This window comes from uncultured Reyranella sp. (assembly GCF_945957355.1).
In the GTDB taxonomy this organism is placed as follows: Bacteria; Pseudomonadota; Alphaproteobacteria; order Reyranellales; family Reyranellaceae; genus Reyranella.
Genome location: NZ_CAMFKM010000011.1, coordinates 162,360 through 177,863, shown reverse-complemented (window position 1 = coordinate 177,863; position 15,504 = coordinate 162,360). Strand labels below are relative to the sequence as shown.

The 15,504-nt window shown below is 66.9% G+C and carries 15 protein-coding genes; 5 read left to right on the top strand and 10 right to left on the bottom strand.

Going from position 1 to position 15,504, the window contains the following annotated elements; translation table 11 throughout:
• Positions 1-44: 44 nt before the first annotated feature.
• The 3 genes from Q0Q48_RS18875 to Q0Q48_RS18865 all read left to right on the top strand — a co-directional run bounded on the left by Q0Q48_RS18875 (position 45) and on the right by Q0Q48_RS18865 (position 2,992).
• Complete coding sequence (locus tag Q0Q48_RS18875) at positions 45-1,052, top strand: TRAP transporter substrate-binding protein (protein ID WP_295140871.1); 1,008 nt, start codon at positions 45-47, stop codon at positions 1,050-1,052.
• 90 nt (positions 1,053-1,142) lie between these two features.
• Positions 1,143-1,688 carry a TRAP transporter small permease gene (locus tag Q0Q48_RS18870; protein ID WP_295140868.1) on the top strand — a complete coding sequence of 182 codons (546 nt, stop codon included), beginning with the start codon at positions 1,143-1,145 and terminating at the stop codon, positions 1,686-1,688.
• Positions 1,685-2,992 (top strand): TRAP transporter large permease subunit, encoded by a 1,308-nt coding sequence (locus Q0Q48_RS18865; RefSeq protein WP_295140866.1) that lies wholly within the window; start codon positions 1,685-1,687, stop codon positions 2,990-2,992. The genes Q0Q48_RS18870 and Q0Q48_RS18865 overlap by 4 nt, the downstream gene beginning before the upstream one ends.
• 15 nt (positions 2,993-3,007) lie before the next feature.
• On the opposite strand, the gene Q0Q48_RS18860 is transcribed toward Q0Q48_RS18865, so the two are convergent.
• The 5 genes from Q0Q48_RS18860 to Q0Q48_RS18840 all read right to left on the bottom strand — a co-directional run bounded on the left by Q0Q48_RS18860 (position 3,008) and on the right by Q0Q48_RS18840 (position 8,302).
• On the bottom strand, positions 3,008-3,502 hold the full coding sequence (locus Q0Q48_RS18860) for a hypothetical protein (RefSeq protein WP_295140864.1): 495 nt from the start codon (positions 3,500-3,502) through the stop codon (positions 3,008-3,010).
• Between the two features lie 9 nt (positions 3,503-3,511).
• Positions 3,512-4,882, bottom strand: coding sequence for a peptidoglycan DD-metalloendopeptidase family protein (locus tag Q0Q48_RS18855; protein ID WP_295140862.1), 1,371 nt, complete (start codon positions 4,880-4,882; stop codon positions 3,512-3,514).
• A gap of 269 nt (positions 4,883-5,151) precedes the next feature.
• A complete protein-coding gene (locus tag Q0Q48_RS18850; protein WP_295140860.1) occupies positions 5,152-6,009 on the bottom strand; it encodes a hypothetical protein in 858 nt (285 codons plus the stop codon).
• Between the two features lie 14 nt (positions 6,010-6,023).
• Positions 6,024-7,085 (bottom strand): M48 family metallopeptidase, encoded by a 1,062-nt coding sequence (locus tag Q0Q48_RS18845; protein ID WP_295140858.1) that lies wholly within the window; start codon positions 7,083-7,085, stop codon positions 6,024-6,026.
• A gap of 2 nt (positions 7,086-7,087) precedes the next feature.
• On the bottom strand, positions 7,088-8,302 hold the full coding sequence (locus Q0Q48_RS18840; protein ID WP_295140855.1) for a DUF898 family protein: 1,215 nt from the start codon (positions 8,300-8,302) through the stop codon (positions 7,088-7,090).
• Between the two features lie 104 nt (positions 8,303-8,406).
• Here Q0Q48_RS18840 and Q0Q48_RS18835 point away from each other — a divergent pair, with 104 nt between their 5' ends.
• Entirely contained in the window at positions 8,407-10,386 is a 1,980-nt protein-coding gene (locus tag Q0Q48_RS18835; RefSeq protein ID WP_295140852.1) for a protein meaA, read from the top strand.
• 6 nt (positions 10,387-10,392) lie between these two features.
• Here the strand turns inward: Q0Q48_RS18835 and Q0Q48_RS18830 are convergent, their stop codons facing one another.
• The 5 genes from Q0Q48_RS18830 to Q0Q48_RS18810 all read right to left on the bottom strand — a co-directional run bounded on the left by Q0Q48_RS18830 (position 10,393) and on the right by Q0Q48_RS18810 (position 14,567).
• Positions 10,393-11,061 carry an ABC transporter permease gene (locus Q0Q48_RS18830; protein WP_295140849.1) on the bottom strand — a complete coding sequence of 223 codons (669 nt, stop codon included), beginning with the start codon at positions 11,059-11,061 and terminating at the stop codon, positions 10,393-10,395.
• 95 nt (positions 11,062-11,156) lie between these two features.
• On the bottom strand, positions 11,157-12,095 hold the full coding sequence (locus Q0Q48_RS18825; RefSeq protein ID WP_295140847.1) for an ABC transporter permease: 939 nt from the start codon (positions 12,093-12,095) through the stop codon (positions 11,157-11,159).
• Positions 12,095-13,639, bottom strand: a complete 1,545-nt coding sequence (locus Q0Q48_RS18820) for an ABC transporter substrate-binding protein (RefSeq protein WP_295140844.1) — start codon at positions 13,637-13,639, stop codon at positions 12,095-12,097. The genes Q0Q48_RS18825 and Q0Q48_RS18820 overlap by 1 nt, the downstream gene beginning before the upstream one ends.
• Positions 13,640-13,708: 69 nt before the next feature.
• A complete protein-coding gene (gene nikR, locus Q0Q48_RS18815; RefSeq protein WP_295140841.1) occupies positions 13,709-14,179 on the bottom strand; it encodes a nickel-responsive transcriptional regulator NikR in 471 nt (156 codons plus the stop codon).
• Between the two features lies 1 nt (position 14,180).
• Positions 14,181-14,567 carry a hypothetical protein gene (locus tag Q0Q48_RS18810; RefSeq protein WP_295140838.1) on the bottom strand — a complete coding sequence of 129 codons (387 nt, stop codon included), beginning with the start codon at positions 14,565-14,567 and terminating at the stop codon, positions 14,181-14,183.
• A gap of 30 nt (positions 14,568-14,597) precedes the next feature.
• Between Q0Q48_RS18810 and Q0Q48_RS18805 the strand changes: the two genes are divergently transcribed.
• Complete coding sequence (locus tag Q0Q48_RS18805; protein WP_295140836.1) at positions 14,598-15,473, top strand: DUF4743 domain-containing protein; 876 nt, start codon at positions 14,598-14,600, stop codon at positions 15,471-15,473.
• The last annotated feature ends 31 nt before the right edge of the window (positions 15,474-15,504 follow it).

Genomic DNA, 15,504 nt, shown 5'->3' with positions numbered 1-15,504 from the left:
TTGCAGCCGATGTGGCAGTTATCACCCGGGGACAGGGGACAGGGATGAGCTTGATATCGAGGATTTCGGCCCTGAGGCTGGCCGCCGCTGCCGTCGGCGCAAGCTTCGCGTTTGCAGCGACCGCCAGCGCGCAGACACAGTGGATGATGGCCAGCGGTTATCCGGAGAACAACTTCCTGACCCAGAACCTGCGCAAATGGGTCGAGGACGTCGAGAAGGGCACCGGTGGCAAGCTCAAGATCACGCTCCACACCAACGACAGCCTGATCAAGCTCGACAGCATCAAGTCGGCGGTCCAGCGCGGCCAGGTACAGGCCGGCGAAATCCGGCTCGGCGTCTACGGCAACGAGGATCCGATGTACATCCTCGACGGCGTGCCCTTCGTCGCCTCGACCTACGAGGAAGCGTGGAAGCTGATGGAGCTGCAGGACCCGTACTTCAAAGGCCTGTTCGACAAGGCCGGCATGGTGATCGCGGGTTATCAGGTGTGGCCGAGCCAGGGCTTCTACACCAAGACGCCGGTCAACTCGGTCGAGGACTTCAAGGGCAAGAAGATCCGCATCTATTCGACGGCGACCCAGAAGATGGCGACCCTGCTGGGCTTCAACGCGACGATCCTGCCCTTTGCCGAAATTCCGCAGGCCTTCTCCACCGGCCTGATCGAGGCCCTGTTCACGAGCGCCCAGACCGGGGTCGACATCCAGGCCTGGGACAACACCAAGTACTTCACGGACGTGGGTGCGATCCTGTCGAAGAACGCCCTGATCTTCAGCAAGCGCGCCTTCTCCGCCCTGTCGCCCGCCGATCAGAAGGTGGTGATGGACGCTGCGGCCGCTTACACGAAGCGGTCCTGGGAGATGAGCAAGGCGGCCGGTGACGAGAAGGCGGCCGTGCTCAAGAAGAACGGCATGACGGTGACGGGTGGACCGCCGGCCGTGCTCGCCGCCATGAAGAAGGTCGGTATCCAGATGGCCGACGAGTGGAAGGCGACGGCCAGCCCCGCCGCCGTTGCGGTCCTCAATGCCTACATGTCCGGTCAGAAGACGAACTGAGGTCAAGCGACGCCCGGCCGTCCACGACGGCCGGGCGTCCGTCTCGCTGGTGGTGATGTGATGCGGCGTGCTCTCGATACTCTCTACAGCGTGAGCGGTCTGCTCTCCGCTTTCTTCCTGGTGATGATCGGCGTGACGATCCTCCTGCAGATCGCGGGCCGGTTCCTGAATTTCGCTTTCGACGCCACGGAAGTCTCGGGCTTCTGCATGGCCGCGTCGACGTTTCTGGGTCTCGCCTACACGTTGCGGGCCAACGCCCACATCCGGGTGACCCTGATGGTCGGCAAACTCTCGGCCGAGAACAAGCGTCGCGTCGAGACCTGGTGCTGTGGCCTGGGAGCGGCCGCCTTCGCCTATGTGTCGGCGAATGCCTGGCTGATGGCCTACGATTCCTTCCTCTTCGGCGACACCAGCCCCGGGCTCATGGCGGTACCGTTCTGGATTCCGCAAATCGGCATGGCTCTCGGCGCTTCGATCATGACGATCGGGTTCCTCGACGAGCTCTTTCAAACCATTGGCGGCCGGATTCCGGACTTCGCCGACGCGGAAGCACAGGCGATCGACGAGGAACTCGAAGCGGCTTCCCTGAGCATGGCCGGCGATGCCGTCGGAACTGGAAAGGCGGCGATCCGATGAGCGGAGAGGTCATCCTTGCGACGACGGTTCTCGGCACTCTCTTCCTGCTGCTCGCGAGCGGTGTCTGGGTCGGCGTGACGCTCGTCGTCGTCGGTTTCGTCGCGCTATTCTTCTTCACGCCGGCTCCCACGGGATCGCTTCTCGCCAGCACGATCTGGGACTCGAGCTGGGGTTGGGCACTCACCGCCCTGCCGCTCTTTATCTGGATGGGCGAGATCCTGTTCCGGTCACGCCTGTCGGAAGACATGTTCAAGGGACTGGCCCCCTGGCTCGGCTGGCTTCCGGGCCGTCTGCTGCACGTCAACATCCTGGGGTGCGGCGTCATGGCGGCGGTCTCGGGCTCGTCGTCCGTCACCTGCGCCACGATCGGTCGAATGAGCATGCCGGAGCTGCGCAAGCGCGGCTACCACGAAGGCATGGCAATCGGAACGCTGGCCGGATCCGGCACGCTCGGACTGCTCATTCCGCCCTCGATCATGATGATCGTGTACGGAATCACCGCTCAGGTTTCGATCGGCAGGCTGTTCATCGCCGGCTTCCTGCCCGGCTTCATGATGATCGGTCTGTTCATGGCCTACACCGCCGGCTGGGCGCTTCTCAACCCAACCAAGGTACCGCCCGCCGACATGCGGATGACCTTCGGCGAGAAGATCTGGAACGCGCGCCGCCTGATCCCCGTGATCCTGTTGATCGTTACCGTTCTGGGCTCGATTTATGGCGGCGTCGCGACGCCCACCGAGGCGGCCGTCATGGGAGTGGTCGGTGCCCTCGTGCTCGCCGCGGTCACCGGCTCGCTCTCGTGGGAAACGTTCAGGGACAGCCTCCTGGGCGCGGTTCGAACGAGCTGCATGATCGGCCTGATCCTAGTCGGCGCCGCCTTTGTCACCATGGCGATGGCGTTCACCGGGCTGCCGGCGACGATGGCGAACTGGGTCAACGGGCTTGGCCTCACGCCCTACGGGCTCATCCTGCTGCTCACCCTGCTCTACATCGTGCTGGGCTGCTTCCTCGACGGCGTTTCGATGATCGTCCTGACGGCGCCTGTGGTGCTGCCGATGGTCACCGCGCAGCAGATCGATCCGCTATGGTTCGGCATCTACATCGTCCTGGTCGTCGAGATGGCGCAGATCACGCCGCCCGTCGGCTTCAATCTCTATGTCCTCCAGAGCCTGACGGGGCGCGACATCTGGACCGTCACCAAGTCCACGGCGCCGTTCTTCGTCCTACTCTGCGTCGGCGTGCTGCTCATCACGCTCTTCCCCGACATTGTGACGATCCTCCCGCGGCAAATGACGAACGGGTAGAGATGCGGACGGCTCCTATGCCGTCGGCCCGATGCAGGAGGCGATGAACCGCCGGCTCACCTGCTCGTAGAGCGTGTCGCCGGTTCTTGTCGCCAGCAGGGCGGCGCGGGCGTCCGGCACGACCGCGGTGGCGCGCCCCGACGTACCACCGCAGGTCACGCGCTTCGCGACCGGCGCCGACACCGCCCCGCCGACACCACGCAGCGGCTCCAGCAGGTCGTAGACCCGGGGCGCATTCGGAGTGGGCGGCGAGCCGCAGATCTCGTGATCGGTCGACATCCAGAGATGCACGCTTCCGGCCGGCCCGCAGGTGATCTCCTCGACCACCTCGCTGTCGCGGAAGCCGACGGTCAGGCGGTCGGCGCAGAGTTGATAGACGAGCACGTTCATGCCGCCCTCGCCGCCATCTAGGACACCGGTCTCGCAGTCCGATGCACGCGCCGCCCCGCCCTTCTGCACTCCCGCCGATACGGCGATCAGAAAGAGGCAGAGGGCCGCGGTCCTGGCCATGCGCTGCCTTCAGTTGCTCTCTTCGCCACGAAGAGTGGCGGCCGTCTCGCGGACGCGATCCGTTTCGGCGACCTGGGCCTTGAAGCGTTCGAGATCCTTGCCGGCAAGACGCGTGCGCTGCGCGGTTCGGGCCATGGTGAGCGGATCGATCGGGCGCCCCCCGCGGTGCAGTTCGAAATGGAGGTGCGGGCCCGTGGAAAGGCCGGTGCTGCCGACATAACCGATCACCTGGCCCTGCCGCACGCGCGCGCTGCGCTTCACGCCGGGCGCGATACGGGACAGATGGGCGTATCCTGTGGCGAGGCTTCCGTCGTGGGCGATCTTGACCCAGTTGCCGTAGCCGCCGAACCGCCCGGCCTCGATCACGTGTCCCGCGCCCGCGGCAAGGATCGGTGTACCTGGCGGCGCCGCGAAGTCGACACCCGAATGCAGGCGCGTGAACTTGAGGACCGGATGGTGACGCAGGCCGAAGCGCGAGGAAATGCGGCTCATGTTCAGCGGCGTACGCAGCAGCGCCTTGACCACGCTTTCGCCCTCGGGGCTGTAGAAGAACTCCTCTCCGTCGCGCGGCTTGAAGCGGTAGATGCTGTAGGTCTCGGAGCCGCCGCCCGTGGTGATCTCGGCCCACAGCACGCGGCCGTCGTCAGCCGGCCTGCCATCGCTGGTCCATGAGCGCTCCACCAGCACGTCGAACCGGTCGCCGGGCTTGATGTCGTGCTGGAAGTTCACGTCCCACGAGAAGGCGCGTAGCATTTCCGCGAGTGGGCCGTGTGGCACGCCGGCCGCTTCGGCGCTCGCGATCACCGAGCCGTCGACCTCGCCGGAGGCACGCATCACCTTCGGCACAACCTCGAAGACCTCCTCCTCCACGCTGTAGCCGCCGTCATCGTCGCGCTCGACGTTGAATGCACGCTGCGGCTCGGGGCGGATCGACAGGCCGACGAGAACCGTCGGCTTCTCCTCCTCGTGCAGGCGCTGCAGCTTGACGATCAGGGCCTGGCCGATCGGCAGGCGATCAAGACGCACGCGACCGGCGAGGGCTTCCACGATCTCGGCAATGTCGGCGGCCTCGATGCCGAGCCGGTCGAGGACGCGGGCGACCGTATCGCCCTTCTGCAATTCGATCGCCGCTTCGACATGCGGTGGTCCGAAGTCCGGCGGTGCCGGGTCCGCCAGTTCGGGGTCGGGAAGGACGGTCGCGATGTCGGTCATCGCCAGTTCTCGTGGCATTTCCGACGTCTCCGGTATCGCCGTCAGACTTACTGGCGTTGCCGATTCGGGTTGATGGTCGAGTTCGCCGGCGACACTCCGAGTCTCTCTCTTTGCCGGCAGCGCCATCAGGCTGACCATCGCCAGGACCACCAGACTGCCGAAGCACATTCCGACGTTCTTCCAGTGGCGCCCCGACGAAGCCGCGGGGCGAATCCGTTCAAAGGGGGGCCGTGCCATGAAAGCCTGGGGATGGGGCATTCCTGGGGAGTCCTCGAAGACAAAGGGTGGGGAGAAACGAGACGCCAAGACTGCGTCGGCGCGCTGGGAGAATTGGACGGAAAGTTGGCAGCAATGTGGTTCCGCGTCGTCGCGACGCGGCGCGGTGCGATACCCGACACAACGATCATGACGCCCGCTGCGTGCGGTTAGGGTCTCGTTCAGCCGAGGCGCTTCATCGTCGCCTCGGCGAAGAGCTCGGCCGAGGGCGGGGCGAACTCCATGAACAAAGCCGGCTCGAGCAGCTCGACCTCGATCACGATCAGCACACTGTCGCGCACGACGCCGTCGACACGGGCATAGAGCGGCATCTCGGGAAGGGCCGCGAGGCAGGCGGCGCCCTGTCGCGTGACGGCCGGCGGCGGCGTTTCGGCGGTGCGCGTCGGGTTGTAGCGCGAGTTGGAGCGGAACTCGCCGGGCGGCGGACGCTTTCGGATCGCGTGACTGAAGACGCCGTCGAAATAGACCAGCGACAGCTCGCCCTCGGCGATTTCCGGCAGGAACTCCTGCACGACGACTCCCGACAAGCGCGCCTCGTCGGCAAGCCCGGCAATCTGTGCGGTGAGCGTCGCCCGCCGCAGGAGCTCGACCGAATGGCCCGACGCGCCGCTGGCCGGCTTGACGACGGCCTGCGCCCAGCCGGTCTCGTCGAAGACATGGCCGATCGCGGACGCCTCGCACGGAACGACGAAGCTGCGCGGCACTCGCACGCCCGCCGCCGCGAGCTTCTCCACATAGTCCTTGCGCAGGTTCCAGCGCACCAGATCGCGGGAGTTGAACAGCCGCGTCGACGCGGCCATCGCCTCGGTCCAGGCCTTGAAATCTTCGAGTGCGCGGTAGTAGCCCCAAGTCGAGCGCAGCACGACTGCATCGGCGCCGGCGAACGCCTCGCGCGGCCCGTCCCAAGGCGCGCCCGTGACGCGGCACCCGCGCCGCTCCAGCGCCTCGGCATAGAGCCGGTCCGACGCGGTGATCGCGGGATCGTCGGCGGACGTGGCGAGAACGACACGGAAGGTCATGCGTGGATTGATCTCTATTTGCACACGTTCCGCAGCGCCTGCCACTCGGAGGCACTGAAAGCCGGCCGACCGGACGACGGGCGCTTGGTTGCCTCGATGCGTTCCCGCGTGGGCGGATGACTCGACCAGATGCCGGCGGCGGTGGCGGCGTCCGCGGGTTCCTTCTCGAGCATCTGCTCGAAGAAGGTCGAGACGCCGTCGGCGCGCAGGCCGCCCTGTTCGAGCAGGCGCACACCGGTGGCGTCGGCCTCGCGCTCGAAGGCCCGGCCGTTGCGCATCGCCAGCAGCGCGCCGCCGCCGGAGCCGAACGTGCTCAGAATGTCGGAGTAGCCGCCGGTCAGGACCTTGAACAGGAGTTCGATGCCATAGGCGCGCACCACGCCCTTGATCGGATGATCGTGCACGACATGGCCGATCTCGTGCGCCAGCACGCCCGCGACCTGCGAACTGTCCTTCGCCTGCTCGATCAGGTCCGAATAGAAGATGAGGATCGAGCCCGGCAGGGTGAAGGCATTGACCGGCCCACCCTTGACGATGTGTACCGTGACCTCATGCTTGTAGCTGGCCTCGCGGGCGAGATCGTTGGCCAGACGGTTGATCGCGGCAAGGCCCGCCCTGCCATCGCAGATCTCCTTGTCGGCCAGCAACTCGTCGAGCACGGTCTCACCCAGCCTGGCCTGCAGAGCGTAGGGCAACAGCGGCACGGCATATTCGGTGCCGAATTCCACCGCGCTCCAGAAGAGACCGACCAAAGCGACGATCGCCAGCGAATAGGCGCCGAGGCGTGGCGCGACCCTCACCGGTTCCAGCGCCAGCGGTTTCAGCGCCGGCACCAGCGAGACGAGCTGGGCCCGCCAGGCCGGATCCTCGACGATCAGCCGCGCATCGCTGCCGCTGAGCGCCAGGGGCGGCACGGCCTCGTGATGCGAATCGCCCAGCACCAACATATCCGCGACCGGCCAGCGCGCCACGACGGCGGAATCGGCTGGCCGGCAAATCAGCAGCTCCTGGGCCGTGATCTTCAGCATCACTTCCTGAACGTCGGCGGTCACGCCATCGTAGTATCGGGCGGCCATCGTCAGACCCCGCTCACGTCGAACATGTCGAGCAGGCCCTCGCCATAGCCCGGGCCGAGATCGGCCGGCTGACGGATCTCGCTGCCCTGGGGCGCGCCGTAGATCCAGAGCTGGCCGGCGATCAGCTTCATCGTGCGGTGCATCACCCAGGGCCAGCCGATGCCGAGCGTCAGCAGGACGATCAGGTAGTTCAGGACCAGGAAGCCCCACATCTGCCAGGTCGAGATGGCGGTGGCGAACAGCACGTTGCCGGCGCGGCTGTGGGTGACGAGGTAGCGCATGAGATAGGCCTGCCACCAGCAGCGCAACGGCAGGATGAGCAGCCCGAACAGGACATAGGCGCCGAACGCGATGAGCAGCACCACGGCGACGGTATGCAGGCTGGGATGGGCGAACAGCTTCAGGAATTCGTCGGAAGAGATGCCCAGCGTCTCGATGGTGCCGCCGATCGCCATGAAGGTGACGACGGCCGCGGCGACCCAGGCCGCGATGTTCAGGAAATAGTAGCCGAGATAGCGGCCATAGATGTCGCCCGCACGGCCCGCGAAGGTGAAGCCCTGCGTGCCGACCCTCGCATTGACGATGCGCGGGCGCGCGAGGTTCACCGACACGACCGGCGTCAGCAGATAGCCGGTCATCGCATTGGCGAAGTGCAGGAAGGTCGCGGTGGCGCCGTAGCCCCAGGCCGAGCCCGCCATGCCGCAGCGGATGCCACGCCAGCGCGTGCGCGACAGCTTGTAGCGCAGGCCGGCATAGTGGCCGACATAGGCCAGCGGAAAGCCGATCAGCACGACCGACAGCGAGAACAGGTCGAACAGGCCGAAGGTGGCGAACGGCTTCTCGTGGAAGACGTAGAGCCACACCAGGTACATGAGGCCGGACCAGGCCGCGACCACCAGCAGCGCCAGCAGGAAGCCGATCATCAGCTCGCGGCCGTGGCCGCGATATTCGAACCGGTCGCCCAGGACCGACAGATGGTTCCAGACATAGCGCCGGATGCGGGTTCGGCCCCAGAAGCGCGACCAGCCGAGCGTCACCAGCATCATCGCGAGATGGCGCAGGTAGATGGCATACAATTCGCCCAGCCGCCCGTCATAGACCGGCCGGCTCGGGGTCAGGTCGGAAGCCCAGGGGGTGCCGGGAGCGGCTGTCGGGCTGAAAGTTCCTGTCGGCGCCTGGCTGGTTGCCTGCACCCAGGGGGAAGAAGCGTCGCTCAAAACCCCTGTTTTCCCTTCCGCCGCAATGCAAAATCTTGGATGCTGCGACGCAGCATGATCTGGTGTACCCAAGTTTACGTCAACAGCACTGCGAACCGCCACAAATGACAATCCCGAACCGCGACAAGCCCTGGCTCATTCGCACCTATGCCGGTCACTCGACCGCCGAGAAGTCGAACGAGCTCTACCGTACCAACCTCGCGCGCGGCCAGACCGGCCTCAGCGTCGCCTTCGATCTGCCGACGCAGACCGGATACGACAGCGACCATGTTCTGGCCAAGGGTGAGGTCGGAAAGGTGGGCGTGCCGATTTCGCATCTCGGCGACATGCGCACCCTGTTCGACGGCATCCCGCTCGACCGGATGAACACGTCGATGACCATCAACGCGCCGGCGGCTTGGCTGCTCTCGCTCTACATCGCGACCGCCGAGGCGCAGGGCGTCGACCGGTCGAAGCTGCAGGGCACCACACAGAACGACATCATCAAGGAGTATCTCTCGCGCGGGACCTACATCTTCCCGCCGGAGCCGTCGCTGAAGCTGACGGCCGACACGATCGGCTTCACCTATCGCGAGGTTCCCAGGTGGAACCCGATGAACGTGTGCAGCTATCACCTGCAGGAAGCCGGCGCGACGCCGGTGCAGGAACTCGCCTTCGCCCTGGTGAACGCCATCGCCGTGCTCGACGCGGTGAAGGCACGCGGCCAGGTGCCCGACGCCGACTTCCCCAAGGTGGTGGGCCGCATCTCCTTCTTCGTGAATGCCGGCATCCGCTTCATTACCGAGATGTGCAAGATGCGGGCGTTCGCGGAGATGTGGGAAGACATCACGCTGAACCGTTACGGGGTCGCCGACCCCAAGCAGCGCCTGTTCCGCTACGGCGTGCAGGTGAACTCGCTCGGTCTCACCGAGCAGCAGCCCGAGAACAACGTCTACCGCATCCTGCTCGAGATGCTGGCCGTGGTGATGAGCAAGAACGCCCGCGCGCGTTCGGTGCAACTGCCCGCGTGGAACGAGGCACTCGGGCTGCCGCGGCCGTGGGACCAGCAATGGTCGCTCCGCCTGCAGCAGATCGTGGCCTTCGAGACCGACCTGCTCGAATACGGCGACATCTTCGACGGCAGCAAGGAGATCGCGGCCCGGGTCGAGGCGCTGAAGCAGGAGGCGCAGGCCGAAATGGGCCGCATCGCCGACATGGGCGGGGCGGTGGCGGCCATCGAGGCGGCCTACATGAAGCAGCGGCTGGTGGAATCGAACCTGAAGCGGCTCGCCGCCATCGAGTCCGGCGAGCAGACCGTGGTCGGCGTCAACGCCTACACCGAGGGCGCGCCCTCGCCGCTCGGCGGCGGCCAGGAATCGATCCTGACGGTCGACGATTCGGTGGAACGCGGCCAAATCGAGCGGCTGAACGCCTGGCGGGCGACGCGCGACCAGGCGGCGGTGAAGGCCGCCCTGGCCGAACTCGTGGCCGCGACCAAGGAGGACCGCAACGTCATGCCGGCGTCGATCGAATGCGCCAAGGCGGGCGTCACGACCGGCGAATGGACCGACGCGCTGCGCAGCGTGTTCGGCGAATACCGCGCGCCCACGGGCGTGGCGCGGGCCGCGGGCGTCACCGACGGCCGCCTCGAAGCGACGCGCCGCGAAGTGGATGCGGTCTCCCGCCGGCTCGGCCGGCGTATCAAGATGCTGGTCGGCAAGCCCGGCCTCGACGGTCATTCCAACGGCGCCGAGCAGATCGCGGTGCGCGCCCGCGACTGCGGCATGGAAGTTGTCTACGAGGGCATCCGCCTGACGCCCGAGCGCATCGTCAATGCAGCGCTCGAGGAGAGCGTGCATGTCGTCGGCCTGTCGATCCTGTCGGGCGGCCATGTCTCCCTTGTCGGTGACGTGCTGAAGGGGATGCGCGAGGCCGGCATCGGCGACGTGCCGGTGGTGGTCGGCGGCATCATCCCGCCGGCCGACGCCGAAGCGCTGATCGCCGCCGGGGTGTCCCGCGTCTACACGCCCAAGGACTTCGACCTCACGCAGATCATGCGCGACGTGGTGGCCGTGGTCGACAAGGCCTGGAAGGAAGCGGCTTAAAGCACTTCACTCGCGATTGGCCGCCACGGCGACCAGCGCCGACGTGCAGCAGAGCGCGAGTGCGGGAAAAGCCCACATCCACCACGCGCGATCGAAGAAGGCGTAGCCGGCCGCGATAAGCTGCCCCCAGCTGGTCAGAGCGGGATCGCCGAGACCGACGAAGGCCAGGGCGGCCTCCGCGAGGATGGCGCCGCCGAACACGATGCCGGTGGCGGAGAGCGCCGTCGGGCTCACATGCGGCAGGATGTGCCGGAACGCGATGGCGACGGGACGCGAGCCGACGGCGACGGACGAGCGCACGAAGTCGCTGCGCCGCAACGACAGGGTTTCCGCCCGCACGATCCTGGCGATCGTCGGCCATCGGGTCAGGCCCAGCACCAGCGCGAGATTGAGCGAGGAGCCGCCGAACAGCGAGGCCACGAGGATGGCGACCAGCAGCGCGGGCAGGCTGAGAACCATGTCGGCCGTTCGCATCAGCAGATCGTCGAGCCAGTGCGCTCCCAGTCCGGCCGCCATGCCGATCACCATGCCAAGGCCAACGGCCAGCAAGGCCGTCACGGTCGCGACCATCAGAGAGGTGCGTCCGCCCTGGGTAAGCGCCGCCAGCATGTCGCGGCCGAGATCGTCCGTGCCCAGAGGATGAACGAGCGACGGCGGCAGAAAGGGAGCGCTCATCGGTAGCGATTGAAGGGTGCCCGCCGGCTCGAGGAACAGGCAGCCGAAGTACAGCAACCCGACGATCGCACCGGCGATGGTTCTTGCGTGCCGGCTCAAGCGGTTTCCTCGAGCCGCGGATCGAGCCTGCGGAAAGCGAAATCCACCACGAGGTTGGCCGTCACCACAAAGGCGGTCGTGAACAGGACGAGCCCGATCACCACCGGATGGTCGCGCGCGATGGCCGATGTCACTGCCAGGCGGCCGAGGCCGGGCAGCGCGAACAGGACTTCGATGGTCACCGCGCCCGTCACGAAACCTCCCAGCCGCGATCCGAACAGCGAGACGAGACCCAGCATCGCATTCGGCAGGGCGTGACGGCGGCGGACGAGACGCGGCGCGACGCCCTTCGCCGCGGCCGTCACGGCATAGGGCCGCTCCATCTCGGCCATTACGCGCGTGCGCGTCAGCAGGGCCACGAAGGTGAGGTTGTGCAGGGCAAGTGCCAGGACGGGCAGGATCAGATGGCGCGCCATGTCGAGCAGGCGTGCGATGCCGCCACCGCCCGGGCCGCGCCCATCGACGAGACCCTGGACCGGCAGGACGCCCAGGCCGAGCGCGAAAGCCATGACCAGAGCCTGTCCGACCAGGTAGCCCGGCACCGCATGCAGCGCGGCCATCGACGCGGCGAAGCCACGTGGCGTACGCAGGAGCCCCAGGAGCGTGCCGACGATCGCCGAGAGCAGGACGGCCGGCGCCACCAGGGCCAGCGTGACCGGCAGCCGCTCCAGGATGAGGCTCAGCACGGACTGGCCGCTGCGATACGAATGGCCGAGATCCCCGGTGGCCACGCGCATCAGCCAGTCCAGATAGATCTCGGGCAGCGGACGGTCGAGACCGTAGAGACGCGCGACCTCCTCCAGATAGCCAGGAGCGCCCGAATCGCCGCCCAGCGCGATGGCCGGTCCGCCGGGGGCCAGATGGATCAGCAGGAAGGCGAGACTAGCTGCCAGCCAGACCGTTCCTATCGCCCAGGCCAGACGCGACAGAAGCATCAATGCTTCTGGAACGCCCGTTCGGCGAACTGCCCGCTCCAGGGTGCGAAGTCGGCGAAATCGCCGCGCCAGGCCGAGGTGAAATCGGTCTCGACCAGCCACCAGTAGGGAAGATCGCGGGCGACGATGCGTTCGATCTCCCGATAGGCCTCGCCACGCGCCGCCGTGTCGGTCGAGGAGCCGGCCTGGTCGAACAGCCGGTCGACGTCGGCATTGCGATAGGCGGCCGCATTCGAGAAGGGCACGTTGCCGATCGCCGTCGAGTGATACATGCGGCGCACGCCGATCTCGGGATCGACGCCGTTGCAATAGGAGATCAGCGCCAGATCGAAATCGCGCTTAGTGAACACGGAGGTCGCGAAGGCCGCCGGATCGAGCGGCTTCAGGCGCAGGGCGATGCCGACGGCCGCAAGCTGCTGCCGCATCAGCTCGGCATAGCGGGCAAAAGCCGGGAACATCAGCAAGTCGAGTGTGGCCCGCTCGCCGTTTGCGCTCCGCGGCAGGCCGGCCTGGTCGAGCAGAGCATTGGCCTTGGCCGGATCGAGATCGTAGGCCCGCAGCGCGCCGCGAAGCGTGGCCCAGCCGATGGCGGAATGAATCGGCGCCTCAGCGACGCGGCCCTGACCGAACTGCACGAGCTCCAGCATTTGCCGGCGGTTCAGCGCATGGGCGAAGGCCTGCCGGACGGGCAGCGCCGCCAGCACAGGCCGCTGCAGGTTGAAGGCCAGCGTCATGACGCAGTTGGCGCCGCCGGGGCCCGACGTGGTGTCGAGCAGGGTCGCCTTGCCGTTGAGGCGGGCCACGTCGGACGGGACCACCCGGCCGAGATAGTCGACTTCGCGGTTGGCCAGCGCCGCGACCTGGGTATTGGCCTCGGGAATGACGCGGAAGACCAGGCGCTCGAGCTTGGGGAGGCCGGGCTTGAAGTAGTTCTCGTTGCGCACCAGCACGACACTGTCGTCGCGCTTGTAGCTCTCGAATCGGAAGGCGCCGGTGCCGACCGGCCGCGAGTTCGCTTCGTTCCGGTTCGGGTCGGTCCCGGCGTAGAGATGACGCGGCAGGATCGGCGCCTCGGTCACGTTCAACTGTCGCAGCAGCGCGGGATGCGGGCGCTTCAGCCGGAACACGACCGTGTCGGCGTCCGGTGCCTCGACGGAGGCGACCGCCGGTGCCAGCCCGGCCCGCGTGCGGGCGTGGAAGCGGAACAGAACCTCCTCGAAGGTGAACTTCACGTCCTCAGCGGAGAAGGGCTTGCCGTCGTGCCACTTCACCCCGGAAGACAAGGCGAAGCGGACTTCACGACCGTCCGGCGAGACTGTCCACGACGTGGCGAGGTCGGGTTGCACAGTGCCGTCGCGATCCAGCGAGACCAGCCCGTTGAAGATCGAATCGGCGACGGCATGCAGCGGCCCCGCCGTCGAGATCGCGGGATTGAGGTGACCGGGATCGCCGGCGACGGCCACCACGGCGACCTGGGCCCGCGCGGACAGAGTCGAAAGAACGGCTCCCGCCAGGATAATGGCGAGAGTTAAGCGGATTTTCATGATTGTTCTTACGACGCTTCTGCACGCGCGACAACGCCGCCCCCATTCCCGCGCCGCGGACGACGGATGTCAGGCGTGAATATGATCGTGATCGCCGCGCCCCCCGTGGCCGTGGCGCCTATGGTCGAGTTCGGCCGGCACGAGATGGAGCTGTCCATGTCGCACGCCGCGCTGGCTGACCGTGTCGCCGGCCATGGCGCGCACATCCTTGACCGGACCGCGCAGCACCGACACTTCCAGACAAGACTCGTGGTCGAGATGGACATGCAGGGTCGCCACCTGCAGATCGTGGTGCCTGTGCTGCGCCTGGGTGAGCCGCCGACCGAGATCGCGCGTCTCGTGGTCGTAGACATAGGCGAGCGTGGCGATGCAGAAGCCCCCTTCCTCGGCCCCGGACTTCGCCGCCAGCGCCTCGCGCGCCGCCACCTCGCGGAGTATGTCGCGCAGCGCCTCGGAGCGGCTGGCGTACCGGTGCTTGGCCATATGGCGATCGAGCGCCGCCAGGAGATCGTCGTCGACCGACAGGGTGACACGCTGCATCTCAGATTCCTCCCCTTGCAAACGACGCTTCGAGAGTCGCCGTCGCGTGCAGCATCGGCTCGACGACGGCGTGGCTGAACAGCCAGGTCTCGGCATGGACCTGGTCGCCGTCGCAACGAATGACGCGCGAAAGCGAGATCACGTCGGTGGCCTGCGCGGGGCGCAGCACCGTCACGTTGAGATGCGACACGCGCGCGTCCAACCCTGAGGCGGCGCGCAGCGAGGTATCGACCAGCGACAGCAGGGCCGCCGTGGTCCAGCCGGTGCCGGCGGGTGGTGAAAAGCGCAGCCGCACGTCCTGGTCCTGGCACTCCTCGACGAACACGTCATGCAGGTCGGCGGCAGGCAGCACGGCTTCGAGCCGCGCCTGGAGTTCGTCTTCGGTCATCGGGCGCACTCTATGCTATCTCCCCGCCCCATGTCCTTCCTCGACCATATCCGCCGCTGCAACAACGCCGACCTCGCCCAGTTCGAGCCGTGGTTCGTAGGCCCGCATCGCGCCGGGTTCGTGCATCGCGACTTCGCGGCCGATGCCGTCCAGGGCTCCGGCCTGTTCGAACACCGCGACGGCGCATGGCATCTCGATCCCCGCCTCGACACGCCGGAGAAGCGCACGGCGGAGCTGCGCGCGTTTCTGCTCTCCTTGCGCGAACGTGGCTATTTCAATGGCCTGTGGCGTGAGGAGGAATACGCCGTGGCGCCGCAGGAAGGCGCGCCGTTCCTGATGGCGATGGAGCGCTCGGCGGTGCCGTGGTTCGGCGTGCGCGCCGGCGGCCCGCACATGACGGGCTATGTGCGCCGCGCCGACGGGCTGCACATCTGGGTGCCGCGTCGCTCCTACGAGAAGCCGACCTTCCCGGGCCAGCTCGACAACACGGTCGCCGGTGGCCAGCCCGCGGGGCTGGGCCTGCACGAGAACCTGGTCAAGGAATGCGGCGAGGAAGCCTCGATCCCGCCCGACCTTGCACAGCAGGCGAAAGCGGTAAGCGTCGTCGGTTACTGGAACCAGTCAGGCCAGCAGCTCAAGCCCGATGTGATGACCTGCTTCGATCTCGAGCTGCCCGCGGATTTCACACCGCGCGCGAACGACGGCGAGGTCCATTCGTTCGAGCTGTGGCCGGTGCAACGCGTGTTCGAAACCGTGCGTGATACCACCGAGTTCAAATACAACTGCAATCTCGTATTGATCGACTTCTTCGTCCGTCACGGATTGCTGTCAGCCGACGATCCGGAGTTCATCCCCATCGTCGCCGGCCTCAGGATGATGTACACTCCGCGCAACGGTTCAGGCTGAGCGACGGCACGTCGCCTCGAATACGTTGCCG